The organism is Roseiconus lacunae (assembly GCF_008312935.1).
Taxonomy (GTDB): Bacteria; Planctomycetota; Planctomycetia; order Pirellulales; family Pirellulaceae; genus Stieleria; species Stieleria lacunae.
On the sequence record NZ_VSZO01000001.1, the window covers coordinates 215,715 to 241,640 of the forward strand.

Below are 25,926 nucleotides of genomic sequence, written 5' to 3' on the forward strand. Positions count from 1 at the left end.
GGAGTGCAGATCGACACTTGAAACACAAAGGTGCAGCAGTCGCACAATATATCCGCTGATGAACGCATTGTCTCGCAGTTTCTGAGGGTCTAAACGGGGGGCGTCGGGTGGTCCTGTCGGTTCGCCGGATCTGGTTCACCGGCCCCGAAGGCGTCTGCCGGTCAGTTTACATCACCTGGGCGATGACACATTTTAGGTACTCGCTCTCCGGGCAGGTCGCCGACGTCGGATGATCGGCCGGGGCACCGCGGTTTTCTAACAGAACAATATCTCGGCGTTTCTTTCGTCCGGCATCGGTCAGCATCGCCACAAACTCAGCTCTGGAAACACGCCCGCTGCAACTGCACGTGACAAGCATTCCGCCACTGGGAATCAAGTCGAGTGCCATCGTGTTAAGACGTCGATACGCTCGCAAAGCTTGGTCGACCTGTTTGCGTGAACCGGCAAAACGTGGTGGATCTAAAATCACAGCGTCAAATTTCTCTCCTCGATCTGCGAACGCTCGCAACGCATCAAAACAATCGTCACGGACGAACGACATCCGACCGGAAAGCTCGTTCCGTTCGGCGGCAGCTTTCGCGGCTTCGAGTGCGTGCTCGCTCGAGTCGACCCCGATTACCTCTGCCGCCCCCGCCTTCGCAGCAACTAAACCGAATCCGCCGGTGTAGCAACACACATCTAACACGCGTTTTCCGTGCAAGTAACGCGCAGCGGCCGCATGATTTTTTCTTTGGTCGAGATATCCGCCCGTTTTTTGCCCACTGACCAAGTCAACGACGAGGTCCAGACCGTTCTGACGATAGGCAACTCCGTCGGGAGAAATCGGTTCCGGCGAGACAATTGTTCCAGATTCCGCTGACACGCCTTCAAACTTTGCGGTCCGTTCATCGATCCGGACAACGATTTTTTCGCACCCGGTCGCCTGACGCAAATGATCAAGAATCAGATCGCGATAGCGCAGCAGCGCCCCGGCCGTGAACTGAACCCCGAGCGTATCGGCATAGCGATCGACGATCAGTCCGCTCAGCAGATCCGATTCACTAAAGATCAATCGCTCGGCCTCCTCACCGGTCTCGGTCGCCGCCAACCGTCGCCGGGCGATCGCAAGGTCAATTCGGTCACGCCAGAACTGATCGCAAATCGGGTGCCGGCGATCGAAGCTGTAAAGTCGGATCCGCAGTCGACTGGCCGGATTGATCAATCCTTGGGCTAAAAAATTTCCATCGATATCAACGAGATCAACGACATCGCCGCATTGAGATTGAGTCTCATTTTCTGGAGCTTTGCCACCGATCGCCTTGCCGCCTCCGATCAAGGCGTGTGCGTGCACCCACGGATGCCTGGCAAGAAACGGGAACTGTCGTCCCGGTTTGACACGCCATTGCGGTGTCCTGTCGCGGTCATGAACCTCGTCGCTCGGCGAGGTGTCGGAAGGTTCGGTGGCGTCGTTCTCGATTCGATCGTTGGGTGCTGGGGGCATCGACGGTTCTATCAAAGGGGCGTCTAGTGGAGAGAAGGTAGATTCGTTTAACATTCCTATTACGCACCGCTCATTGGGGTGCAGTCAATCGTTTGCCGGGTCGATATATTGGGCAAAGAGGTGACTATAAATAGGTTCCCATAATGAAAGGTTTTTGAACATGACTCACGTTGTCGCCGAACCCTGCTCAGGCTGCAAATACACCGATTGTGTCGTCGTCTGCCCCGTTGAGTGTTTCTACGAGGGTGACCAGATGGTTTATATCCACCCCGAAGAATGCATCGATTGCGAAGCATGCGTGCCCGAGTGTCCGGTCGAAGCGATCTTCCACGAAGACAATGTGCCCGATGAATGGAAGAGCTACATCGAGCTAAACGCCGAGAAATCGGAAGAGTGCGAAGTGATCACGGAAAAGAAAGAGCCGCTGGCGGACGACTGATCCCAACGGGCCAATGAAACTGTTGGCCGAACACCTCTGAGCAACTGAACAAAAAAGCCTTGCCGGACAAATTCCGGCAAGGCTTTTCTTTTTCGGCCGAAACTGACTTTGCTCGCTCTCGACAGCCATCACCTCGGTGGGGATGGCTCACCTAGATCTTTCCGCTGGACGTCGTGTCTGGTTTGCGGAACGATTGGTGTGTGTGCCGGTGCGAGCTTCGACGCACCAAGACCTGCCACCCTCGCGCCGTCCGGAACGAGCTCGTTTATCCGCACGAACTCCTTCAACGACGACCGCGACGACTTGAGCGATCGTTACCCCGCGGCCGGCAGGAAGGTTTTCCAGCAGTCGTATCGAGGGTCGTCGACCGAATGGGTGACAAGCGGATTGAATCGCGGCTTGACCGGCTTGTTCATCAACTTCATGCCAGCCTCTTTCGGAGTCCGTCCGCCTTTGCGTGAATTGCACCGCAAGCAACACGCCACGATGTTCTCCCAGGTCGTTGGGCCGCCCTGGCTTCGCGGGATGACATGATCCAAACTCAGCTTGTGCGTCGGCAGATCTTTACCACAGTACTGACAGGTGTGCTCATCGCGAGCGAACAGATTCTTGCGATTGAAACGCACCGTTTGCATGGGCATTCGGTCGAACCGTGTCAATCGAGCGATCCGAGGGATCTGCAACTCGAATCCGACCGCCTGGATGAACTCATCGCCGGGTTGTTTCTCGATCGAGTTTAACTGGCTCATCTCGCACCAGCTTTCGAAGTCATAGCTGATGAACTGGCCGGCTTCGTGGCTGATTACTTCGGCACATTCGCGATACAGCAATGTCAACGTGCGGCGAACATCGACCACACGGATAGCCATATAGAAGCGATTCAGGATTAGAACGTGACTGTCCAGCAAACTCTGACTCATCTCAGCAAAATCCTTGCAGAAACTTGACCAGCACGCACTTGCCAGTCGGGCCAACGAATTGGTGAAAAGGAACAGGCAAACCGCACAGATGTGGACCTGCTGACCTCCCGAGGTCGTTGCCATTTTAGCCAAACACGCCAACGCGATGGGGGATCAATCAGGGCCGCGAACGCGTTCCTCATTCGACTTTCATGTTTTTTTTGCGGTTCCTAGTGCCTGCCCAGACACCCCCGATGGGCGTTTGGGTTCGCCATCGAACACAGTCGATCAGAAGAAACGGGATTCCCGTTGACCTTTGAGGGCGACTTTTCCTAACGTTCCAACCGCGCCCGTTCATCCGTGCCGTTGCGTTTCATTTGGGCTGGTGTCGCCGATACCCCCGGCGTGTTTCAAAGATTCAATCAGGCCAACCGAAGCCGACCATGCCAACCGTCCGCCGTACCAGCGAACGACGCCGCCGTGTGCTCTATCAAGCTCACGTCGCTTCGACCGATGCCTCTGGGCGGCCTCCGGAATCATCGTTATCTCGTGAGGCTCGCGAACCGGCGAGCCAGTTCGGGTCACGCGTGAATCGTCATCTACGGGCGCGTTGGTTTTCGCTCGTTCCGGTCACCAGGAGGGCGATGATCTGTGTCACCTCGGCTGCCCTCGGCCTGACCGCGATGTTGGTTATCGCGCATCACTTAGCCGTCACTTGGCCACCCCTGACTGTTCGCGATTCGATTTCACGACCGTTGCGATTGGATCGGGCAGATAGTTTTGCGGCATGGTGGTTGACGATGAACCTGTTGATCACCGCCGGCGCGTCATACTTGATATACGGACTCCGGCTTCATCGCCGCGACGACTATCGCGGACATTATCAACTCTGGCGGTTAACGACCGTGGTGATGTTGGTCGCTTGCGTCCATTCGGTGGTCGGCTTGGTCGACTGGGTAGGGGCGTTCCTCGATCTCGGGCTCGGTGATCGCGCGGTCCTCTCCGGCGGACGCTGGCTGCGAATCCTGATCGACGTCGGCGGAACGATCCTGTTTCTGCGGCTCGTCCACGAGGTCTATCGTTGTCGGCCGGCGCTCGTTGCGATCTTGCTGGCTGCGACCTCATTTGCCGTTTTAGAAGCCGCCGCATGGAATGTGATTGTGATCGATTCCATTGGCCGATCAACCCTCGCATTGGCCGCACCGATCGTCGGCTGTTCGATGTTGATGCTCGGCTTTGTCGGCTATTTAAGGCTCTTGTTTCGCCAGGTACGAAGGATCGAAGATGGTCCGTCTCTGAGAGAGCGTTTTGAACAATGGAAGACCGATCGCAAAAACCTACAAGCACCGATCGAATCCGATTTCTTCGCCGGTGCCTCGGACCTTAGGCCGGCGGCAGCGGATGTCCAGGTCCGGCGCCGACCTACCGCTTCAACGACAGCCCCCAACAAGAAAGCAGACGAACCAGAAAACGAAGCAGAGACGCTGCACGAATCGTCCGAAAACGATACCGAAGTCGCCGCATCACCAAAGCAGCGTCGTGGGTTGCTCGATCGATTGAAGCGACGAAAGAAAGCCAGCCAAAAGGAAGCTTCGGGCCCGGCAACCGAGGTGGAACCGGAGCACGAAGTGTCCGAGGACGTCGATTCCGATGCGATAGACGAAACTCAACCCAGCGATCAAAGCGATAAGCCAAAGCGAAACTGGTTCCGCCTGAAGCGGAAGCCCGCGCCCGTCGACAACACTGACGATCAGGAGCATGATGGCGAGGCCGAAGAGGTAGCGCCCAAACAGAAACGCAAAGGCTGGTTCTCGATGCGTCTGAAGCCGCCGAAGGATCCCCAAGCGAGCGAGCAGTCCGATTCGCCGGTCGAGGAATCTCCGACGGCCGGCAAAGAAGACGAGCAGCCTTCGACGACGAAGCCTGGTTTGTTCGCACGGCTGAAAGCGAAGCTACCAAAGCGGACTCCGAAAGCAGACTCCGAAGAGGAAGGCGAATCCGACGACACAAATCCAGAGGACTCGCCTCGCCAGTCTGAATCACGAGCGTCCAAGCGAGCCCGGCGACGTGCGGAGGCTTCCCAAGATTCCGTTCCCGAAGAGGAACCGGTTCGGCGAACGCCGGCCGCATCGACTCGCTCTGCTTCGTCGGATAACGACACGGACAGCGACCAGATGGATCCCGACGACATCGATTGGGATTCGCTCAGCAAAAGTGAACGCCGTCGCCTGCGAAAGCAACTCCGTCGCAGCGGACGCGCCGCGTAGCCGCCGTTGTCAAGCGATGGGGCACCATGATCGGGCGAAAACATCGATCGTGTGACGTGATCTAGCAGACGGAGCGTCATGGATATCGATGCGGGCCCTTCGAGAATTCGCGGCAGGTTGATATTTTGTGGCCTCGAATACTTCGCCGGCAACCTGCCGGTTGTCGCGCCGTTCCATCGCTTCTGTTGATTGACATGATACGAACACGTTTTGCCCCTAGTCCGACCGGTTACCTACACATCGGCGGCGTTCGCACGGCGCTCTTCAATTGGCTCTTGGCTCGCAAGTCGGGCGGCCAGTTCATCCTTCGGATCGACGATACCGATGCCGGCCGAAACGTCAGCGAAGCGCTTCAGCCCATTCTGGATGGATTTCGCTGGCTCGGGATCGACTGGGACGAAGGCCCCGAAATCGGCGGACCGCACGGCCCGTACTATCAATCTGAACGTGTCGATCTGCACAAAGCCGCGGTCAAGCAACTACTCGATAGCGGACACGCGTATCGCGACTACGCGTTGCCGGAGGAACTTCAAGCCGAGCGTGAAGCGGCATCGAAACGTGGCGAGCGATACTTTTATGATCGGCGTTGGATGGCCGAAGACGACGACGCGGCGGCGAAATACGAAGCCGAAGGTCGACAAGCGGTGGTGCGTTTGAAGATGCCTCGCGACGGCAACTGCGTGATCGAAGACTTAGTCCGTGGTACCGTCACAGTGGCTTGGGAAACGGAGCAAGATCATGTCATCGCCCGCGCCGACGGTAGCCCGCTGTATCACCTTGCCAGCGTGATCGACGACCATGAGTTCGGCATCACCCATGTCGTCCGCGCCGAGGAACACCTGCCGAATACGCCAAGACAAATTTTTATCCTCGAATCGCTCGGCTACGAACGCCCCCAATTCGCACACCTGCCTTATGTCGCCGAACCGGGCGGCACCGCCAAACTCAGTAAACGCAAGCTGAACAAGTACCTCAAAAATAAAGACTTCGCGGACTTACTCGCCCACGGACAACGGATCGCCGAACGTTGCAACTTGGAAACCAGCGACGAGACGTTCAACCCGGTGATCGTCGACTTCTATCGTGACATCGGTTTTTCGGCCGAAGCATTGCTCAACTACCTCGTCCTACTCGGGTGGTCGCTCGACGGCGAGCGTGAAAAGTTTTCTGTCGCTGAGATGGTCGAGCATTTTTCACTTGGACGTGTGACCAAATCACCGGCATCGTTCGACCCGCAGAAATTGATGGCGTTCCAAGCCGATCACTTTGCCGGGCTACCGCACGAAGACCGCTTGGCGGCAGTCACTCCGTTCGCGGTAGCCGCCGGACTGGTGTCTTCCGAAAGTGACGAAAACCTCTCGAAGGTGGTTGCCGCGGCGGGAGATCGCCTGAAGGTGGCCGGTGACATCATCGATTTTGATTATTTCTTCGGCGACGACATTCAATTCGAACCGAAAGCGTTTCAAAAACGGATCGCAAAACCGGAGGACGCCTGCGACCTCTTGTCCGGATTCCGTCAGGTTGTTCTTGATGCGGAGGCGTTCGATGCCGATGCCTGTGAATCGCTGTTGAAAGGCTACTGCGAGCAAAAGGGCATCAAAATCGGCCAGATCATCCATGCGGTCCGGGTTGCCGTCACCGGGACAGCGGTCGGATTCGGGATGTTCGATACGTTAGCGATTCTCGGCCCCGAACGAGTTGCCGAACGGATCGAAAAGGCGGTCAAAAATGCCGCAGATTCTTGATTCGCTGGCCAAAATGGCGCAGCCTTAGAGTATTCCCACCCCGAATTGCGAATGCTACGGACGAGGACGTGGTTTGCCCGTGCAAACGCATCGGTCGATGATCCTCCACGCACACCCATTCGCGTTCACAATCTCGCTGACAGGTCCCATGCGAAAAATCGTTTCCGTCATTGCCGTCGCCGCCGTGCCATTCCTCTCGATGGTGACCGGGTGCGGGCGCGGTACCCAAGAGTACAAGGCTGAATTTGAACCGAACTTGGTTCATGCGATGAAGTATCAAATCAAGAACGACGTCCCAATGGACGAAGCACTTGAAGACACCACTTGGATCATCGATGGCATGTTCGGTACGCCCGACGAACCGACCTTGCCGGCCGTTCTTGAGCACGAGGACTTCGAAGGCCTCGTCGAGATGGAGCGTTTGAAAAAGGCCGCCGGACCTGACGGCGAAGGTCGAGGACTCTATCGCAAACATTGCGTCAGTTGTCACGGGATCACCGGAAACGGCCGCGGCGAAAACTCCGCGATCCTGGATCCGTATCCACGCGACTATCGAATGGGGCTGTTCAAATGGAAGTCGACCAAACGCGGTGCCAAGCCGACTCGCGATGATCTGTTCCGCGTGATCTACGATGGCATTGACGGAACGGCAATGAAGAAAATTCCCGAGCTGACCGAAGAGGACACCGAAGCACTCATCGATTATGTGATCTATTTGTCGATGCGTGGAGAATTGGAACGGACGTTGATCGATGAATCTGTCTTCGAACTTGATTTCGAAGCCGGGGACCGCATCGTCAATCGTCAACTCGGAGAACGACTGAAAGTAGAACGCGAAGCGATCGAAAAGAAAATTGCCGATTGGGAAGCGGCGAAAGAGGAGGCGGGCGACGACGTGTCGTCCGGCGATGAAGAGAAAACCGACCCAACCGAAGAGCTGGCCGAGCAACTGGAATTGTACGACGAGTCGATGGAATTCGCCGATGAGTTGGCCGAGGACATCGCATTTTCATGGCTGGAGGCCGAAGATGACATTGTCGATGTTCCGGCACCACCGGAAGAGATTCCTGTGCCCGATTCGTTCACCGAGTTCCTAGAGATGCAAAACGGTGACCAAGCCGACGCATTGGCCGCGTCGGTCCAGCGTGGACGTGACGTATTTACCGGAAAGATCGCCGGTTGCAACAAGTGCCACGGCAACTCCGGAAAAGGCGACGGCCAGAACAAGGACTACGACGACTGGACCAAAGACTGGACCTCGCGAGCCGGCCTGAAACCAGAAGATCTCGAGGCGTTGATTCCGCTGATGGCTCGCGGGGCAATGCCGCCCAAAAACGCATTGCCGCGTAACTTCACCGAAGGCGTCTTCCGGGGAGGCAGCGGCCGTGACGATCTGTACCGGCGAATCACCCAGGGCATCGATGGTTCACCGATGCCGGCGGCGAGCACGTTTGTTCCTGGCGAGTACGAAAAGGAGGATATCTGGAACCTGATCAACTTTATCCGGTCGCTCCAAGAAGCTCCGAACGAACCGACCGTAAGCGAACCGTCCGCAACCGACTCGCCCGATGCCGGTGCTGAGCAAGCGGCGAACACGCCCCAAGCGGATGTGTCTGAGGTTGCAGAAGCCTGAATCGCTCTCGATCGATTGCATGTCTGGGCGGTGAAGTCGCGACGTATTGCTGACAATCGACGTTGGGCGTCCGAAGGTAAACATTCAGGCAGGTGCCGTCCGGCTAACAGGGGCGAAACCGACGTAGTTGCCCTTCGGCCACCTGACCTCCAACCTCGGCTAACGCTTCACGGAGAATATTGCTAGAACGGCGACGAGGCTGGCCGATCGTTTGCTCTCTTTCGCCCGCGATCACCTGCCGTTCAACCGATTCAACACCGATTTCATTAACGCCATGAATGACAAAGCCAACGATAGCGAATCCGCTTCTAGTCGCCCCAGCAAGCACTTTATCGAGCAAGCGATCGATGCGGATTTGGCGGCGAATAAGGCGCAGGGCGTTTTTACTCGATTCCCACCGGAGCCGAACGGCTATCTGCACATCGGGCATGCAAAGAGTATTTGCCTGAACTTTGGGTTGGCGAAGAACTACAACGGAACCTGCAATCTTCGTTTCGACGACACGAACCCGTCGAAGGAAGAAACCGAGTACGTCGAATCGATTCAAGAGGACGTACGCTGGCTTGGATTTCAATGGGACTCTTTGCATTACGCCAGTGACTACTTCGGGCAATTGTTTGAGTGGGCCGAAAAGTTGATCAAAGCGGGCAAGGCATACGTCTGCGATTTAACTGCCGAGGAGACGCGTCAGTACCGAGGTTCATTGACTGAACCGGGAAAGAATAGTCCTTTTCGAAACCGATCCCCCGAAGAAAACCTTGACCTCTTTCATCGGATGAAAGCGGGCGAGTTCCCCGACGGAACGAAAACGTTGCGTGCCAAAATTGACATGGCATCGCCCAACTTAAATCTGCGCGACCCGGTGATGTATCGGATCATGCATGCCCATCATCATCGCACCGGTGACCAGTGGTGTATCTACCCCATGTATGACTGGGCCCACGGGCAAAGTGACTCGATCGAAGGGATCACGTTTTCGATCTGCACGCTGGAATTCGAAAATCACCGTCCGCTTTACAACTGGTATTGCGAATCATTGGGGATTCATCACCCAAGGCAAATCGAATTCGCCCGTTTGAATATGACCTATACCGTCATGAGCAAACGCAAGCTACTGCAGTTGGTCAAAGAGAATCATGTCAGCGGTTGGGACGACCCGCGGATGCCAACGATCAGTGGATTGCGTCGCCGTGGTTATACGCCCGAATCGATCCGGAACTTTGCGACCGACGTCGGGGTGGCGAAGTTCAATAGCACCATCGACGTGATTCGTCTGGAGAACGCGGTGCGCGAACACCTCAATCGCGTCGCACCTCGCCGCATGGTGGTTTTCGATCCGATTAAGTTGACGATCACCAACTGGCCGGAAGGCAAAGTGGAAATGATGAATGTCGTCAATAATCCCGAGGACGAATCAGCCGGCACACGCGAGGTTCCATTCAGCGGTTCACTGTTAATCGGATCGGATGATTTCCGTGAAGAGGCACCCCGCAAATTTTTCCGCTTGAAGAAAGGCGGATCGGTTCGATTGCGTGGTGGCTACATCATCGATTGTCAGGACGTTGTCAAAGACGATGACGGAAACATCGTCGAAATCTTATGCACCTATGATCCGGAAACGAAGTCGGGGCAAGACAACTCCGGTCGCAAAGTCAAAGGAACAATCCACTGGGTCAGTGCTGATCCGGCTGTTCCCGTCGAAGTCCGCAACTACGATCGATTATTCGCCACCGAAAATCCGGACCAAACCGAGGACGGAAAAACGTTTCTCGACAACATGAATCCGAATTCACTGGAAGTCACGACCGCCTATGCCGAGCCGGAAATCGAGTCGGCGTCGGCTGGGGATCGTTTCCAATTCGAACGTCTGGGGTATTATGTGGTTGACCCGGATTCGGACGCAGAGAAATTGGTGTTCAATCGCATCGTTCCCCTCCGTGATAGCTGGGGCAAAATGGTGGCTAAGGGCAAAGCTGGCTGATCGACACCAAAGTCGCTTGCTCCTGATAACCATCGCCCGATGTGCGAGCGATCCAGCAAGTCAATTGATCAGGTGATTCATGGCGACCAAGAACGTTCGGCATCCGCGACGCAAGGGCTTCGAACGGCTGGAGCCGAGGCGTCTGTTAGCGGCAACGCCCATGGAAATCTACGCCATGCGTCTGGTCAACACGATGCGTTCTGATCCGCCGGCGTTCGCCGAAGTGCTCGACGACATGCGGCTCAATCGTGCCTCCAGCGGACACGGTTATGCTAACACGGATCCCGTTTGGGTGGATCTACGTCAAGCCATTTCAGTCAGCTTGATGCCCTCGAATGTTCCCGCCGCGATTAGCTTGCTGCGTTCGACCGACCCACTGCCACCGCTCGCCTGGGAAGATTCGTTGTTCGCCGAGTCGAACAACCATAATCAATGGATGCAGTCGACTTGTTTTGCCCATAGCACTCCCGAATCAGCCGCCGCGTCGCCGTGCCTCGTTCAGCTTCCCGGATTGCCCTACAACCCACAACGGGCCGCCAGTAATCCCGATCGCATCGGAGAAAATACGCTCGGCGAGTGGAGCAGTGGAGCTTTTAATGAAAATATCGGCTACCAATCCGGACCGACAATGCCAGCGACGCGGCAGGCGTATGCCGTCGGCAGCGACGGTCATCGACAACGCCAAGCTTACTATGACGTCGTCAATTTTGTCCTGGAATTCAACTCCGGTTCTCTCGGTCATCTCGAAGCACTGCTGCACCCACGGCGTGACGCAATTGGCATCGCATACGAAACGATCGATGGCTTCAGCCAAGTCTCTTCGGACACCAACTTCTTAACGACTCATACACTCTCACGAAACGCTTCGATCGGTGGCTATCTGACAGGCGTCATGTTTGACGATCAGAACCGTAACGGTTGGTTTGACCTCGGCGAGCAGATCGGAATGGATGGGCCGGGCCAATTGGGCGATCGTGGTAAGGGGTGTGTCTTGGTGACATCCATCGATGCCACTTTTTCAGAACACTTTTGTACCGACGCCGACCAGGTCGGGCGACTATCGACTTTCTTGCCCGCCGGTGAGTACTGGGTGGACGGCGGAGTCACTCGGCAACTTGTCGAATTTCAATACCAAACTCAAAATCAGAATGTCGATGTGAGTTCGCTGCTGCGACAGCGTTCGATCGTTGACGTTGGCTACCAGGCAATCGTTACGACGAAAGTCGACGGCGACTTCACACTGCCCGCCTGGTCTGGGTATCAAACATTGATGGTCGAAGCGATGACCGATTCGACGTTGCAGATTAACACGGCAAATCACATCGGAAGTGAATTATGGATCACTAACGATGATCGTATTGACCTTGGTGTCCATGCGGGAAACCAGATCACCGCGTCACTGACCGCTGGTGAAACCTATGCGATCATCGCTTCGACTGATTTCGAGGCACTTTCATTTTCAATTTCGATCGAGGGGAACGTCCGCCCGATTCTAACCAACGTCTTAGACTTCGCCGATGTAGACCAGTCGGGGACGGCCACACCGCTAGATGCGTTGATTGTGATCAATCAAATCGCCCGACAATCAACGATCGATTTGCCGGATCAATCGCCTTATTACGTGGACACCAACGGTGATGGGCAACTCACACCACGAGATGCGCTTCGAGTACTCAATGCAATCGGCGCACGTCAAGCGAACGCGGAACCTGAGTCCGTCATGAGGACCGAAGCGGCCACGGGGAATCTTCCGAGGCGACTCGCCGATGAAGTGACGGTTGATCAAGTATTTGCAGTCCTTGGTCGACTGTTCTAACGCAATGATTCACATATGATCTTAGGGTTCGCCGGATCGCGATCGCTCGGGTTGGGTGCAATCTCAAGGACTCACTTCTGTCGGCCGACGTTCACACCGCATTTTTGATTGAAACATTGCACTCGCTCGACTGATCCTTCTATGTCCCGTGACCAAGATTGGCAAGATTTCGAATCGTCACTTGTTTCATTGAAGGAACAGTCGCGTATTCGACGACTCGTTCCGCGACAATCGAAAGGGACCGAACTAATTGATGCCGACGGAACAGTATTGGTAAACTTCGGCACCAATGACTACCTTGGACTTGCGGCCGAACCCTTCAACGCCAAGACAAGCGTTGGCGGCGCCGGCGCGAGTGCCCTCGTTTGTGGATGGTCGGCACAGCACGGGGCGCTCGCTGAACGATTGGCTGAGTTCGAGCAAACCGAAAGTGCGGCATTGTTTCCGAGCGGATTTGCCGCCTGTAGTGGAACCGTCGCGACGCTTTGCAAGTCAGATGATCTTATTCTCAGTGATCGGTTAAATCACGCATCGCTAATCGATGGATGCCGACTAAGCCGAAGCGAATGTGTTGTCTATCCCCATCGAGACGTCACCTTCGTTGCCGAACTGCTGCGGCAGAAACGATCGCATTATCGCCGGGTATGGATCGTCACCGAATCGGTATTCAGCATGGATGGGCATGTTGCGCCATTGCCGGATCTTGTCAACATTGCCGATCGCTACGACGCAACGTTGATCGTTGACGAAGCCCATGGTACGGGAGTTCTGGGCCAGCATTTATCGGGGGCTTGCGAAGCATTCGGTTTGAAGGGACGCGTGCCGATTCGGATCGGAACGCTTAGCAAGGCGATCGGCAGTCAGGGCGGCTTTGTTGTCGGGCCGCAAGTGATCGTTGATTATCTCATTAATCATTGCCGGCCATTGATTTTTAGTACCGCGTTGTCGCCGTTAGCAGTCGAATCGGCTTCTCGGTTTTTCCAAAACCCGAAGCGATTGGTCGAGCGCCGTGACCGAGTTGCAAAATTTGCTGCGCGACTAAGGCAAACGCTTGGCCTGCAAACCGAAACCATCGAGGCTGGAATACCGATCGTGCCTTGGGTCATCGGCGGTGACGGTGATGCCTTGGCAAAGGCGGCTCAGTTAAGACAGCTGGGGTTGTTCGTCCCCGCGATCCGCCCACCGACGGTACCTCCGGGGACGTCTCGATTACGGATTTCACTCTCCGCTGCTCTCGAAGATTCGATGTTTGAACGTTTAATAGCAGGTCTGGGGGGGGCCGCGAATTAGATCGGACAAACGCAATCCATTTCCTAGGCAAAAGTCGGGAATCTCTTCGTCAAAAGTGACGGCCGCAAGGGCGGCCAATTGTTTCTGACTTTCTCTAGTTTCGCTTGACTCTCTGTCACCGTGACCAACCCTTCACGCAGAGTGCCACCTCCTGCGCAGTGTAAGCGTGGATGCGGTGGCCTTGAGTGAGTCATCCGGCGGTGTCCGGGTGCTCGCGACAAAGGCAAGCCGACCGCGAGGTCGTGCACGCAAAGTGACGGATCTCTCCGCAAAGAGAGATGGCCGCACTACCGAACGAACACCCCACGCACTGTATTGACGCATCTTTGCGATGCCTGTCGATACCGGAGTCTATCGAATGACCGTAACGCAATCGTCCGCCGATACTCTCGGCCGGCTACGCCATGCACCCGCGCGAGAACGCTCGGTCCTCGTTGCTGATGACAGTCTCACGGTGCTCCGCCTGATCGATCGCACCTTGCGTGAAGCCGGGTACCGCGTCCTATTGGCAGAAGACGGCCGCCAAGCTGTCACGTGCGCACTCGCTGAACAGCCAGATTTGGTCGTTCTCGACATCAACATGCCCGAACTCGATGGGTATGGAGTTTGTCACGAATTGTTCTCCAATTCCAACTGGGACAGTAATACCCCGGTGATCTTTTTGACCTGTTCTGACGCTCCGCACCTGACCGTGCTCGGCGAAGAACTGGGAGCTTTTCTGTCCAAGCCGACCGAACCCGAGTTGTTGCTCGAGACCGTCGCGATGCTGATCGATCGTAAGGTCACCGCTCAATAGATCATCCAACAGTACGTAACTGCGAGCGATCGCAGCAACTGGGATAAATCGATCACCACGCTCGTCGCTCGTTAACGGCCTCTTCATGAATCACCCTACCGCCGCCAACGCCCCTGATGACTTCGAACTGACCGTCGAAACCCTCGACGCTTGGGAGCTTGAACTCGATCAGTTTGCGACACAGATCACTCGTCGGCTGAACGACCTCGCCGAACAATGTGGTCCGCAAACGACGACGGAGGCAACCGATGCGTTTGAAGCGTTACAAGCGTTGCACAATCACTCCGGACAACGGTGACGGTGTGATCGTGAGCAGGCGTTGAATCGCCTGAGTGCAATACGGACGAAACTTTCGCGGTGGTCAGAGCACCATTACACAACACCCCAATAAGACGATGGATAGCGTAATCCCTCAACGATCCCGGATCGAAAACCTCAGCGACAAGCACTGCGTGTTTTGCTGTGGGGATGCCATCTTTGCAATTCCTGCGACCACGGTCCGCGAAGTCACGATCATGCCAACGATCGCGCGTGTGCCTCTGAGTCACCCGTCTTTATCAGGGATCGGAAATCTTCGCAGCGAGTTTCTTCCGGTGATCGATCTTGAACCGATCGTCGGTAATCAAGCCCGACGCAAAACGACCATCGGTCAATTGATCGTGATCGAAAACCAACTCGGCGATTGGTCAATCGCGATAGATAAGGTGATTGCGATCGACGGAATCGAAACCCACATCGACGCCACTCAGCGTAGTGACGAAACCACCAACTTCATGCTCGGAACGGCTACATACCAAGGCAAGGTAATCAGCGTCCTTGACGTCCATGGTTTGCAGCGTATCGCCCAACAGACGCTTGAGTCACAGTGGGCAAGTTCTGATTCACCATGGTCGGTTTCGTCCCCGGCCGTTTCAGGAATGTGATCGCGGTAACGATCAACACGAATCGCCGTTCGGCCGAACCAACGAACCACCCCATCGCAACTTAATAAACCAATGAAAACGAATTTCGCCTTTCTGACAAGTCATACCTTAGTGGCCATCGTCGCGACTGGTGCGGCGTTCGGAAGCAGCCAACTGGCCAGCGATATACGTTGGGTGGTTGTGCTGGTTTCGGCAGGGATCGCCGCTGTGGTCGCTACGGCACTCCTGTCGCACAAGTTTGGGCAAGGGGTTCGGCGTCTGCAAACGATGCTCGTCGAACGTCAACAATCACCGGCATCGAGTGGAATTCGTGAACTGGACGAATTGGGTGCGACGATCCAGCAAACCGCGCAGCGATATGACGAAGTCGAGGTCACCAGTCGCCAAAATCAACGTGAGCTACAGTCAATGCTTGGTCGTTTGGCCAATCGTCAAGGCGTCGATTCGGTTGACATGTCTGAGTTTAAAACCGTCCTCAATGGCATGGGGCGATCGCTGAACGAATTGATGGGACAACTCGAAAAGGACCTGGTCGAGATCGGGCGTTGCAACTCTGAAATTCATAATCCTAAACAGTCCGAAGCGACCTATCGTACGACCGCATTGCTACAAAACCTGACGAGTGAAGTCGGTAAGGTCAGTGATCGATGCAACCAACTTCGACAACAGATCGGCAACGCCGAAAAGTCGGTCTCCGCAGCGATCTCCAAGACCAACCAACTTGTCGAAGGAATCGGTCGAATCCGTAATTGCAGCGAGACGAGTAAAAAGAAGCTCCGTTCGCTAGGCGATCCCACACGACAGATCGGGAACATCGTCGGAACGATCACTGACATCGCTGCTCGTACTGAGATGTTGGCACTGAATGCTTCGATTGAATCGATCCGTGCGGGCGAACATGGTCGAGGGTTTGCCGTGGTTGCCGACGAAGTCCGTAAGCTGGCCGAACAAACCACTCAATCGGCTCGTGAAATCGGTGTCCTTGCGGAGTCACTTGAGCTTCAAACCAATGATTCACTCACCGTGCTCGGACGAGAGCAATCGGAAGTCGAGGCCGATATGGCGGTTCTCGAATCGATTCGCATGACGCTCAACGAGCTTTCCGAAGTCACTTCAACGGGGCTTCACGTCGCGACGGATCTTTCGCAGCAAGGCGACCAACAACAAAGTCTGGTTCAAGGTCTTGCGGGCGGCATCGACTCGATCGCCAACGCACACGAAGCCGATCGAAAACGGGCCGACCATGCGTCCTGGGCGATCAAGTCCCTTGCCAAGACGGCGATTGATTTGGACAGCAATATTCACCGTCTGAGAGGATGCACGAATCCGAACCTTGAAATGAGTCCGGCTCAGCGTCGACAGTTGATCGATTTGGCGAATCAGGCGCCCGCGAAGATTTCTGTCGATTCGAATGCCGGAGAAATTCGGGAGGACGTTTCATGAGCGAGCATCATTCAAATGCCTTTCCGATGAGCGATTTCCCGGCGTCCACGGAGTCCGACGATCGGCTCACAAGTTTTTCCGCCGCCGTCGAGCTCCTTGGCGAACTTGGACAAGCCGGGCTGGAAGATGTTGATGACCTGCTGGGTGAAGCCGTTGACCGCTTGGGACAATTGGCTGATTCGGTGGAATCTTCGTTGTCAGAATTTAATGACGATCATCCCGACGTGATGGATCTCTTGGATTTCGTCATCGAAAGCTGCAACATGATCCGTCAAGTCGCATTCAATGATGGGCAAGAACCGGACCGTCAGCAACTCGAACTATTACTCGAAGCGGTCGACGTCCGCTTGGAAAGCAGTGATACGATTAGCCAACTTTCGACCGAGATCGAAGATGTCGACGCTTGGGGGGATGATTCATCTCCGCTTGAATCAGCCGATGGATCGCCCGATGTTGTCACGCCTTCACGCGAAGAAATCGCGGCGCTCCTTGGACAGCTGAGCGCCCAAACCCAATCAGACCTGTCATCGGCGGAACAAGCTTCACCGCAACCAACGACAACGAACGAGCCTATCGGATCGGTCCCAGTACCTGTATCGCCGACGCCGGCTCCCGAGCCGAAGGAAATGTTCGTCGATCGTCCGGCCGGTTCCGGTGGGGATCCGACTCGAATTTCCCCACCCGAAATTGACAACGTCCAAGTCGATGAAGAGTTGATGGAAGCGTTCATGGATGACGCGACACGAGGCTTGGAATCGATGGAACAAGCCCTCTTAGATTTAGAATCGAGCCCTTCGGATCCGGCGATCGTCAAAGCGATCGGTCGAGAACTTCACACCATCAAAGGCGCTTCGGCGAGTATTGGCCTTTCCAATTTGGCTTCGTACATCCATGAAGTCGAAGAGTTGATCCGCTATACACAAGACTCCGGAAAACCTGTCACGCCGGAACTCTTACTGCCGCACGTCGACTTGGTACGCGCACGGGTGGACGGTGAGGATATTCCCCAACTGGCATCCGCGGTCGTTCAACCCTCTCCGGCTCAACAGACCGTCCTCGCCGTGCCGGTTTCGTCGAACGCCATACCGGCTTCGCCAAACGTAGGGCCGGTAGCAAGCACGCCCGCGGCGAACGCGCCGGGGGCATCCAAAACGACTCGAAAGTCGGCTTCCGGATCCGATTCACATGGCGACGACGAAACCGTCCGCGTGAAAGCGTCACAACTGAATCGCTTGATGGATATGTTGAGCGAATTGGTGATGTTGCGGAACCAACGCGACACCGAAATCTCGGAACTGAAAGGCATTCATGATGAATTGATTCACAGTGTGACTCGGATTCGAATGCTCAGTCACGAGGGCGAAGCATTGTTGGCATCGGACAACCTTGCCGATCCGATTCTAGCCGAAGAAGGCGTCTCCTTTTCACACCTCAATGAGGTTGCCAATGACGTCTTGGAATCGGCGCAACGCCTGCGTGATTGCTACCAACCGGTCGATGATGGCAATCAAGCTGTCTCCCAGTTCATTCGCAACTTCCGTTTAGAACTCGTCCAGCTTCGTCGCACGCCAGTCTCGGGACTGTTTCGTCGGCTCCATCGTGCGATTAGTGATGCCGCACGAAGCGAACAGAAACAAGTTCGCGTCGAACTGGTTGGCGAAAACACTGGCATCGAGCGGTCGCTGCAAGAACGGATCTTCGAGCCCCTGCTTCACATCGTTCGCAATTCGGTCAGCCATGGCGTCGAGACACCGACCGATCGCATCGCCGCCGGCAAAGAAGCTCATGGTGTGGTGAAACTTCATGCCCATGCGGGTCCAGATTTGTTGGTGATCGAAGTCAGCGACGACGGCCGAGGGCTGGACTACGACGCAATCCGTCGACGCGGAATCGAACGTGGATTGATCGAAAGCGACAAATCGATCAGTCGAGCCGAGCTTGCCCGACTGATCTTCAATCCTGGATTTTCAACCAAAGAAACCGCCAGCCAAGTATCTGGCCGTGGTGTCGGCATGGACGTCGTTGCCGCGACACTCGAAAGGATGCGTGGTTGGGTCGAAGTCGAATCGGAAACCGGTCGTGGATCGACCATTCGACTTTCACTTCCGTTGCCGTCGATGATTCAGCACGCGATGGTATTTCGTTCGGCGGGACAGCTGTTTGCGTTACCCGCTCAAGCCGTTCGCAGAACCGGAGAACACGATCGTCAAACATCACCGGTCGATTTAAACGACGTTCTTTCACTTCAAGGAAGCCCCGCGACGATCGTTGAAGAAGATGAACGGCGCTCGGTCATTGAACTTGTTACCAATGGCTCTTCACTCGACGGAAGCCTCTCGGCCGACTTGGCTTTGTTGGTCGACCGTGTCCTCGGTCCGGAAGAGGTCGTCGTTCGGCCGATGCCTCCGATGCTTAAGTCGCACCCGCTCTGTATCGGAGCGACTCTCAGCGGGATGGGGGAAACGGTTTTGCTTCTAGATCCCCGCGGTGTTGCCGAAGCGGCGATCGGGTCGAAACGATTGGTACATCAAATTTCACAGTCATCGATCTCGCCCGCGACGAAGCAACCGAAAGTTTTGGTGGTCGACGACTCAAAGAGTGCTCGCTTGAAAACCACGCGTGCGTTGCAGAAGTATTCGGTCGAAATCATCCAGGCGGCCGACGGTCAAGCTGCGATGGAGCTCCTAGCTAAGGACGATTTTGTCACCGTCTTCAGCGACATCGATATGCCTCGAATGAGTGGACTGGAGTTATTGCAAACGATCAAAGCAGAACCGCGTCTTGAGGCCATACCGGTCATCGTGATCAGTAGCCGAAGTATCGATACAGCGGGAAAACAAGCACGTGAATACGGAGCTTTGGAGTACCTGCAAAAACCGTTAGTCCCCGAACGACTCGACGCGATCGTCGCATCGCTCCCATGGGCGAAACCTTGAACCAACGAGTGCCCCGCCGATTCGTCGATCGACGAATCGGCAAGGCAATGACCGACGGACTTCGTGTCCTTTGTTACCAAATCACCGTCTTTTCACAGTCTTTGAGGAATCAGTTTCATGGCCGAAAAAAAAGTCTTGGTCATCGACGATAGTGCGACCATTCGAAAGCTGGTCGATTCGCACCTCAGCCCTGCCGGTTACGCTGTCACGCTCGCACCAACGGCCGAAGAAGGATTGCAGCTGGCAGAGGAGATACGCCCAGACCTGATTCTCCTCGATCACCAGCTTCCGGGCACGACAGGATTCGAAGTCTGCCAACAGTTAGCCGCGTCATCGACACTGCAGATGATCCCCGTGGTCGTCAGCTCGACCCTGCGAAAGAAAGCGTATGTGGAATACGCTGACCTGGACAACGTCGTCGATATGTTGCCCAAACCCTATACAGAGAATTTGCTTAAGACGACAGTCGAGAACGCGATCGAAACCGCGGCGATGATTGTCGAATCACAAAGCAAGGGATCTGCGGTACCTGAAATCATCGGCGAAACGGCTGAACCTGATTTTGCCGGGCGATTTAACATCTTTGGTGTCCGCGAAGTCATCGACTTTCTAAACAACGGCAACAAGAAAGGTGTTTTGGAAATCGAAGCGGAACGTTTGCGTTTGTGGGTGTACCTCGACCGCGGACGTGTTCAAGGAATCAACGCGACGGGACTTCAGCCTGAAGAAACGCAGATGATCGTCGATCGCCTGCCCGAATCACTGCAGAATCTCTCGGAAGTCTTACGCCTAACGATCGCCGGGCGTGGCTCGGCAGAATTCGACGGATTCGTTCAGTTGATGGATAAGCGAGTACTCGATCCGAGACTGACCGCAAAACTATTGCGATTCCAAGCCGCGATGCTAATCGGAATGGTCAAAGATCGCCCGTTGAAAGGGTTTCAATTCCGCGCCCTCAGCGAATTCCCGTCATTGCAGCGAGACCTTCCACTCGAAATCGGACTGATGGGCATTCTAGTCGAATACGCGTTGAACTGCGACGCCGACAAGTTGCCTCAGGACGAATCCTCCCTGCGTTATGTACGTCGAGCGATTCGTGGACAAAACCTGGATCGAGCGGGTTTGTCGGCCAAGCATATGAAAGTCCTCAATCTATTGAGTGAAGCGAGATCGATCGATGACCTGCAGCAACGTCTGAACTGGGATCGTGAGGAATTACGTCGCGTGCTTTGTGGCTTCGTTGCCGCGGACGTTCTGGAATGCAAACGGGATGAGAGTGAAGGTAAGTTTGTCGCGTACGAAACGAATTCGATTGTCGCCGCCCAATTGCGTGGTGCTCTCAAGCAAACGGACGGACCGTTTGTCGGCAAGGTTGTCCGCGACACACTGACGTTGCAACTGCTTGTCAAACGGACCCAGCCTGACGCGGTGTTTTTCGCAGTCGACACGCCACAAAGTTGTGACGCGATCCGCGACGGTTACACATCGGCTGCCGAAACCTTCACGAACGCCCGAAAAATCGTACTCGCGCCGGCACAAGTCATTGATGACCCCAACGTACCTTGGGAACGATTGTTGGGCTTTGTACCAGATCGTTTGATTAAAACACCTTATAAGTACGAAACACTGATCGAGACGATGCGTCAATTGGATGCGATTCCGATCGCTCGCTCGGAAAACGCCTCCGACAGTCCTGCCCCCGGGATCGCGGCTGCCACTGCCGTCGGACCCAACCACGCTAATCCAGAAATCGAGGCCCTTTCATGAGCCGATCTACTTCTCCTACCGTCTCGTCATTTTTCCTGACCATTCATCGCCCAGGAAAATCCTCGCTCCAACACCAGCTCGAAGAAGGACGCAGCGTCTTCCTGGGGCGGGGGCCGTCGTGTGGCATTCACGTCGATGGTGACGGAGTCGCTGAAATCCATTGTTTGATCGATGTCGAAGACGATGTTGTTTCTGTCCAAGACTGGGCGTCCGACGCGGGGACAGTCATCGACGGTAACAAAATCGAAGACAAGACCGAAATGAAGGTAGGTGATTCGATCGTTCTCGGAAGCGTCCGCGTTGAATTGGGTGGTGGAAAAGCAAAACCGGCGCCGCGTGAACCGGATTTGATCGAAGAAACGACACCTGTAGAAGCTCCGGCCAAAAACGCGGTGGCGACCGATTCTATCGACGCGAGCTTCGGCACAGACGTTACCTTGGGATCGATCGAACCAGCCTTCGATCAAGAACACGATGCATCCGATTTGGATGAGTCGATTGGCCAAGAAGACGACGTGATTGCCGCGATGCCAATTCTAGAGGATCTTTCGGCACCGGAACCTTCCGAGCCAGCGTCTTCGACATCGTTTGGTTCTGCATTTAGCGATCCAACACAGGCCTTGGACCAGGACCTGGACTGGGATCCGTCGGAGCTCGATGATGAAGAAGTGGATCCTGAAGTTGTTGCACTCCTACGATCCGAGATCGAAGACCTGCGAATCCAACTCGCCGAACGAGACGAGCAACTGGCCGCGTATTCTGGAACCGAGGGTTTCGCCGACCAACCGCCACGGATTGATTCCGACGACGTTGATTTCGGATCCCCCAACCTTGCCGATCGAGTGGACGAGCTTTTGGCCGAACTCGAAGAACACGACGACCGTGTTGCCACCTTGCAAGAATTGCTCCAAACGGCAGAGGTTCAAAACCAAGCTGAGCACGAAGAACGCGCTTGTCTTGAAACTTGGGTCAGCGAAATCGAGCAACGGATCGGTCAACGTGAGTCGGAATTCCAAGCCGAACAGGATGCTTTGCGGCAACGCTTGGACGACACCTGCGAAGAACGCAACAAATTACAGCAGATGCTCCATGCGGCCAAGCAACGAATCGGCGGCAAAAGTGTCGAAGAAACACTGGATGATGAAACGCTCAAAGAATTACAGCGTCGCAACGCGGATCTCCACTCACAGCTAGACGAAGCGAACAAGCAGGTCGCGGGTTTAAAGCGACAAGTCGAGCGTCTAAAGAGCGAAGATCCCGAGTCCGTGCAGTCGCTTCGAGCGGAACTGGCCAAAGAGAAAGCCGACGTTTCGCGGATGCGTTTTCAGTTGTCCAAACAACTCGAAGAAATTGGCAACGTTCCCGTTGCCAAAGACCAGCCTGATCGCGAGTTCGCCTTCAAATTGAAGACTCTGCGGGAGCACCTCCGGGAGATTCATGAAGAGGAGAAGGCCGATCGTGATCAGAAAGGGGATTCGCTATTCGGACGAATTTCGAATCTTTGGAAACGTGTTGACGACCAATATTGATCTCTGAATTCGGAACTGTCATGTCGACGTCCAATGATCCCTTTGCGTCTGTATTTGCGGGATCTCCTTCCTACGAAGTTGATCCCGTCCAGACGGCTTTTCCATCGACCGGTCCGTCACACGATGAACCTGCCGTACCCCCGCAGCAGACGGCGCCACAAAACCAGCCGGTGGCACATGATGTCGAGTCATTGCGTTCGATTTCCTATGAGGTCGAACAATTTACTCGGCAATGGTTCACTCGTATCCGTCGTGTCATCAACCGGTCGGCTCAATTGCTTGAGCGAGAGTCGCTGCTTGCCGGTGCGATCGCCAAATTAGATCAACAGAAATCCGAATGGAGTCGCCGAACGGCAGAGCGCGAACTCGCGTTACGCGATCAAGCTAAACAATTGACCGCTGCTTGGATGGAAGTCGAAGCAGAACGAAGGAAATCACTACAGGGAGGTCGCATGGCGGCTCCCATGGGCGCGATGCCGATGGGCACAGCCGGCCCGGTGGTACGCACGGCAAGCCCACCGGTTTCGGTGTCTCCCCCGAGCCCTACCACAATCACGGGCCCCACCACAATCACGAACGCCACCTCACCGGGGACGACCGCCGAGGCGACGCCTTCGGTTCATTTGGCCGATCGGGATGCCGAACAAACAATCGCCCCTTCTGATCGTTCGCCGACGACGGTCGGTCACACTGCGCATCAGTCGCATCAGCCACCTCCGATTTCGTCTCCAACTGGGGCCGGGAACGCGGCCAGCAGAAGTGGCGTCCCACCGGTTGCCAATCGTCCGATTCTTCCGACATCAAACTCGTCGATTGACGATGAAGGATTGAGCGAGCAAGAACGTTGCGAGGCCGATGCCCAGTCCCGTCAGAGAATTGAAGAGTTCAAGCGTATGCAACGCGCCCTCCGTTTCAACCGTCAACGATAAGCGTCCGTCGGAGAACCCCCGTGTCGATCACCACGATATTTACTCGTCCGCTGAGCTTTTTTCGCTCCTCAAGTCGGTCGCGTGCGAAGGCGGAATCGGTAGCCGCGCCCGTCCTTGATTTTCCGAACGCACCGCCCGACATTCGAATCCTTGTGCGGCAGCGACAGTACGCACACATTGTGCGGCCCCAAGACGGCTTGCAGTTTGACGACGAATCACTGAAATATGCCTGGAAAGCAATCGACCATGACATGGCCTACGTCCCCGGCGGCGCCGTAATCCTGCAAGGTGAGTACGCGACGACAACAGCCGACGGCTTGTCACTGATTCCACAAACGCTTGGCACGAGCGATGTCGAGTCGCTGTTTATCGATCGATGGTGCGTGACCAACGCAGACTACAAACGATTCGTCGACGAGGGCGGCTATGACGATGTCAATTTGTGGCCAGAGCAGATATTGACGACTGTCTTGCAGTTCGTCGATCAGACCCAGCAGCCGGGACCAGCCGGATGGGCCAAGGGCAGCCCGATCGTCGGTACCGAAGCCCAGCCGGTCACCGGAGTTTCCTGGTACGAAGCGAATGCTTACGCCCAATGGACGGGAAAACGATTGCCGACAAGTGCGGAATGGCAACGCGCTGCGACTTGGAGCTTGAGCAGCAGTGACAGCTTACAGGAATGCCGCTATCCCTGGGGCAATTCCTTTGATCCCGGTTTCGCCAACACCTGGGCGAGCGGTCGACATCAAGTTGCCTCGATTCATGACTTTCCGAAAGGCAACACGCCTGACGGGGTCCGCCAACTCGTTGGCAATGTCTGGGAATGGATCAACACCCAGTACATGCTCGCGGCAACAGAAGAAGTCTCGATGCACGCGACCGATCCCATGGCAGAGATTCGCGGTGGTGCCTACGACAGCTACTTTCACTCGCACACCACCTGTCAAAGTCGCAGCGCCGACACGTTGACGGCACGCAAGCCCAATATCGGGTTTCGTTGTTGCTTCTCCGCCACCGGACTTGAGCCTCCGGATACGTCGAACTAGTAATCAATCCAATTTAGACTCAAAACTACTTTTCTATCAGTCTCGTTCGGTACATCGCCGGACGGTGGCATCCTTCTCTGTGAACTTCAAAGGGGTCGAACTATGACGACCGAAACCTACGATCCGCAATCCACCGATGAAATCATCTTGTGTGTTTGTTGCAACGCTCAGATGGATGCGAGCGATGACTTTTGTGAAGTCTGTCATACCCCGGCCGAGATCACGCGATCGATTGCTAAGCGGAATGTCTGCCCGCACTTCATTTCGGTTGTCGGCCCCAGTAATGCCGGCAAAACCGTGTATCTTGGGCTACTGCTCGATGTACTTTGCGGCGGCGCACGTTTTCTAAAAGGTGTCCCCAACGGCGCGTTTTCGTTGCGATTGCAAGAACAAGTGGTCGCGGCTCTGGAAGATCGACGCTTCCCCGAGAAAACCCCCAACGAGTCTGACTTGTGGAAGTGGCTTCACTGTGTCGTGACGGACTCTTCTAAACGCAAAGTCAAACAAGTGGACTTTGTCGCCCCTGACTTCGCCGGCGAAGCGATCGCGATGGAACTCGAACATCCGGGGACTTACCCAGCGGTGTCTCATATCGTCGAACGAACGGCGGCTTTTTTGCTACTTTGTGATTCAATTGAAGTTCGTGACAATGGAGCCCGTGAAGATTTGTTTGCGATGAAACTCGGGTCCTATATTTCGCAACAGCAAGGGCTATCGCACCTCGACAAGTCACAAGATCTGACCCCTGCCGTTGCGGTTGTTTTTACAAAAAGTGACACCTGTCCGGAAGCAGAAGCGAATCCAAAGCGGTTCATGGAAAACAACATGCCCCGTTTTACGGACTACTGCGAACAGAATTTTCCCAGGCACGAGGTCTTTAGCGCCAGTGTGGTCGGATCTTCGGTTTTGATGAGCAATAGTTCGGGTGCGATGTCACGATTGCCGCTTCACATCCAACCGCGTGGTGTGATCGAACCCTTGCACTGGGCCATTCAAAACAGTTGAAC

Annotated in this window: 19 protein-coding genes and 1 riboswitch; of the genes, 17 read left to right on the forward strand and 2 right to left on the reverse strand. The window is 55.3% G+C overall.

Features of this window, described 5'->3' with window-relative positions; genetic code table 11:
• Positions 1 to 166: 166 nt before the first annotated feature.
• Entirely contained in the window at positions 167 to 1,480 is a 1,314-nt protein-coding gene (locus FYC48_RS00730) for a class I SAM-dependent rRNA methyltransferase (protein ID WP_149494793.1), read from the reverse strand.
• A 160-nt stretch (positions 1,481 to 1,640) separates the two neighbouring features.
• Between FYC48_RS00730 and FYC48_RS00735 the strand changes: the two genes are divergently transcribed.
• Positions 1,641 to 1,919 carry a ferredoxin family protein gene (locus tag FYC48_RS00735; RefSeq protein ID WP_149494794.1) on the forward strand — a complete coding sequence of 93 codons (279 nt, stop codon included), beginning with the start codon at positions 1,641 to 1,643 and terminating at the stop codon, positions 1,917 to 1,919.
• Between the two features lie 314 nt (positions 1,920 to 2,233).
• Here the strand turns inward: FYC48_RS00735 and FYC48_RS00740 are convergent, their stop codons facing one another.
• Entirely contained in the window at positions 2,234 to 2,839 is a 606-nt protein-coding gene (locus FYC48_RS00740) for an HNH endonuclease (protein ID WP_149494795.1), read from the reverse strand.
• Positions 2,840 to 3,261: 422 nt separating this feature from the next.
• Between FYC48_RS00740 and FYC48_RS00745 the strand changes: the two genes are divergently transcribed.
• The 16 genes from FYC48_RS00745 to FYC48_RS00820 all read left to right on the forward strand — a co-directional run bounded on the left by FYC48_RS00745 (position 3,262) and on the right by FYC48_RS00820 (position 25,924).
• Entirely contained in the window at positions 3,262 to 5,085 is a 1,824-nt protein-coding gene (locus tag FYC48_RS00745; protein WP_149494796.1) for a hypothetical protein, read from the forward strand.
• Between the two features lie 194 nt (positions 5,086 to 5,279).
• Positions 5,280 to 6,830: a glutamate--tRNA ligase gene (gltX, locus tag FYC48_RS00750; RefSeq protein ID WP_149494797.1), complete on the forward strand. Its 1,551-nt coding sequence runs from the start codon at positions 5,280 to 5,282 to the stop codon at positions 6,828 to 6,830.
• A gap of 148 nt (positions 6,831 to 6,978) precedes the next feature.
• Complete coding sequence (locus FYC48_RS00755; protein ID WP_149494798.1) at positions 6,979 to 8,463, forward strand: cytochrome c; 1,485 nt, start codon at positions 6,979 to 6,981, stop codon at positions 8,461 to 8,463.
• 274 nt (positions 8,464 to 8,737) lie between these two features.
• Positions 8,738 to 10,444, forward strand: coding sequence for a glutamine--tRNA ligase/YqeY domain fusion protein (locus FYC48_RS00760; protein ID WP_149494799.1), 1,707 nt, complete (start codon positions 8,738 to 8,740; stop codon positions 10,442 to 10,444).
• 79 nt (positions 10,445 to 10,523) lie between these two features.
• Positions 10,524 to 12,260 carry a dockerin type I domain-containing protein gene (locus FYC48_RS00765; protein ID WP_149494800.1) on the forward strand — a complete coding sequence of 579 codons (1,737 nt, stop codon included), beginning with the start codon at positions 10,524 to 10,526 and terminating at the stop codon, positions 12,258 to 12,260.
• A gap of 141 nt (positions 12,261 to 12,401) precedes the next feature.
• The gene (locus tag FYC48_RS00770; RefSeq protein ID WP_149494801.1) at positions 12,402 to 13,550 is read left to right on the forward strand and encodes an aminotransferase class I/II-fold pyridoxal phosphate-dependent enzyme; all 1,149 of its coding nucleotides are present in this window, start codon (positions 12,402 to 12,404) and stop codon (positions 13,548 to 13,550) included.
• A 212-nt stretch (positions 13,551 to 13,762) separates the two neighbouring features.
• Positions 13,763 to 13,845: riboswitch (cyclic di-GMP riboswitch) on the forward strand.
• A gap of 36 nt (positions 13,846 to 13,881) precedes the next feature.
• Complete coding sequence (locus FYC48_RS00775) at positions 13,882 to 14,346, forward strand: response regulator transcription factor (RefSeq protein ID WP_149494802.1); 465 nt, start codon at positions 13,882 to 13,884, stop codon at positions 14,344 to 14,346.
• Positions 14,347 to 14,431: 85 nt separating this feature from the next.
• Entirely contained in the window at positions 14,432 to 14,644 is a 213-nt protein-coding gene (locus FYC48_RS00780; RefSeq protein WP_149494803.1) for a hypothetical protein, read from the forward strand.
• Positions 14,645 to 14,741: 97 nt separating this feature from the next.
• Entirely contained in the window at positions 14,742 to 15,269 is a 528-nt protein-coding gene (locus FYC48_RS00785) for a chemotaxis protein CheW (protein WP_149494804.1), read from the forward strand.
• A gap of 72 nt (positions 15,270 to 15,341) precedes the next feature.
• Positions 15,342 to 16,712 (forward strand): methyl-accepting chemotaxis protein, encoded by a 1,371-nt coding sequence (locus tag FYC48_RS00790; protein ID WP_149494805.1) that lies wholly within the window; start codon positions 15,342 to 15,344, stop codon positions 16,710 to 16,712.
• A complete protein-coding gene (locus FYC48_RS00795; RefSeq protein ID WP_149494806.1) occupies positions 16,709 to 19,648 on the forward strand; it encodes a response regulator in 2,940 nt (979 codons plus the stop codon). The genes FYC48_RS00790 and FYC48_RS00795 overlap by 4 nt, the downstream gene beginning before the upstream one ends.
• A gap of 117 nt (positions 19,649 to 19,765) precedes the next feature.
• Positions 19,766 to 21,415 (forward strand): response regulator, encoded by a 1,650-nt coding sequence (locus tag FYC48_RS00800; RefSeq protein WP_149494807.1) that lies wholly within the window; start codon positions 19,766 to 19,768, stop codon positions 21,413 to 21,415.
• Entirely contained in the window at positions 21,412 to 22,944 is a 1,533-nt protein-coding gene (locus FYC48_RS00805) for an FHA domain-containing protein (protein ID WP_149494808.1), read from the forward strand. The genes FYC48_RS00800 and FYC48_RS00805 overlap by 4 nt, the downstream gene beginning before the upstream one ends.
• A gap of 20 nt (positions 22,945 to 22,964) precedes the next feature.
• Positions 22,965 to 23,873 (forward strand): hypothetical protein, encoded by a 909-nt coding sequence (locus FYC48_RS00810; protein ID WP_149494809.1) that lies wholly within the window; start codon positions 22,965 to 22,967, stop codon positions 23,871 to 23,873.
• Between the two features lie 20 nt (positions 23,874 to 23,893).
• On the forward strand, positions 23,894 to 24,919 hold the full coding sequence (locus FYC48_RS00815) for a formylglycine-generating enzyme family protein (RefSeq protein ID WP_149494810.1): 1,026 nt from the start codon (positions 23,894 to 23,896) through the stop codon (positions 24,917 to 24,919).
• A gap of 102 nt (positions 24,920 to 25,021) precedes the next feature.
• Positions 25,022 to 25,924, forward strand: coding sequence for a TRAFAC clade GTPase domain-containing protein (locus FYC48_RS00820; protein WP_149494811.1), 903 nt, complete (start codon positions 25,022 to 25,024; stop codon positions 25,922 to 25,924).
• Positions 25,925 to 25,926 lie beyond the last annotated feature (2 nt).

What these genes read in the sequence shown, in the direction of transcription:
- FYC48_RS00735 (WP_149494794.1), top strand. Translation starts at nt 1,641, where the DNA reads ATGACTCACGTTGTCGCCGAACCCTGCTCAGGCTGCAAATACACCGAT.
- FYC48_RS00760 (WP_149494799.1), top strand. Translation starts at nt 8,738, where the DNA reads ATGAATGACAAAGCCAACGATAGCGAATCCGCTTCTAGTCGCCCCAGC.
- FYC48_RS00820 (WP_149494811.1), top strand. Translation starts at nt 25,022, where the DNA reads ATGACGACCGAAACCTACGATCCGCAATCCACCGATGAAATCATCTTG.
- FYC48_RS00775 (WP_149494802.1), top strand. Translation starts at nt 13,882, where the DNA reads ATGCCTGTCGATACCGGAGTCTATCGAATGACCGTAACGCAATCGTCC.
- FYC48_RS00755 (WP_149494798.1), top strand. Translation starts at nt 6,979, where the DNA reads ATGCGAAAAATCGTTTCCGTCATTGCCGTCGCCGCCGTGCCATTCCTC.
- FYC48_RS00795 (WP_149494806.1), top strand. Translation starts at nt 16,709, where the DNA reads ATGAGCGAGCATCATTCAAATGCCTTTCCGATGAGCGATTTCCCGGCG.
- FYC48_RS00730 (WP_149494793.1), bottom strand. Translation starts at nt 1,480, where the DNA reads ATGCCCCCAGCACCCAACGATCGAATCGAGAACGACGCCACCGAACCT.
- FYC48_RS00780 (WP_149494803.1), top strand. Translation starts at nt 14,432, where the DNA reads ATGAATCACCCTACCGCCGCCAACGCCCCTGATGACTTCGAACTGACC.
- gltX (WP_149494797.1), top strand. Translation starts at nt 5,280, where the DNA reads ATGATACGAACACGTTTTGCCCCTAGTCCGACCGGTTACCTACACATC.
- FYC48_RS00765 (WP_149494800.1), top strand. Translation starts at nt 10,524, where the DNA reads ATGGCGACCAAGAACGTTCGGCATCCGCGACGCAAGGGCTTCGAACGG.
- FYC48_RS00790 (WP_149494805.1), top strand. Translation starts at nt 15,342, where the DNA reads ATGAAAACGAATTTCGCCTTTCTGACAAGTCATACCTTAGTGGCCATC.
- FYC48_RS00745 (WP_149494796.1), top strand. Translation starts at nt 3,262, where the DNA reads ATGCCAACCGTCCGCCGTACCAGCGAACGACGCCGCCGTGTGCTCTAT.
- FYC48_RS00800 (WP_149494807.1), top strand. Translation starts at nt 19,766, where the DNA reads ATGGCCGAAAAAAAAGTCTTGGTCATCGACGATAGTGCGACCATTCGA.
- FYC48_RS00770 (WP_149494801.1), top strand. Translation starts at nt 12,402, where the DNA reads ATGTCCCGTGACCAAGATTGGCAAGATTTCGAATCGTCACTTGTTTCA.
- FYC48_RS00740 (WP_149494795.1), bottom strand. Translation starts at nt 2,839, where the DNA reads ATGAGTCAGAGTTTGCTGGACAGTCACGTTCTAATCCTGAATCGCTTC.
- FYC48_RS00810 (WP_149494809.1), top strand. Translation starts at nt 22,965, where the DNA reads ATGTCGACGTCCAATGATCCCTTTGCGTCTGTATTTGCGGGATCTCCT.
- FYC48_RS00805 (WP_149494808.1), top strand. Translation starts at nt 21,412, where the DNA reads ATGAGCCGATCTACTTCTCCTACCGTCTCGTCATTTTTCCTGACCATT.
- FYC48_RS00785 (WP_149494804.1), top strand. Translation starts at nt 14,742, where the DNA reads ATGGATAGCGTAATCCCTCAACGATCCCGGATCGAAAACCTCAGCGAC.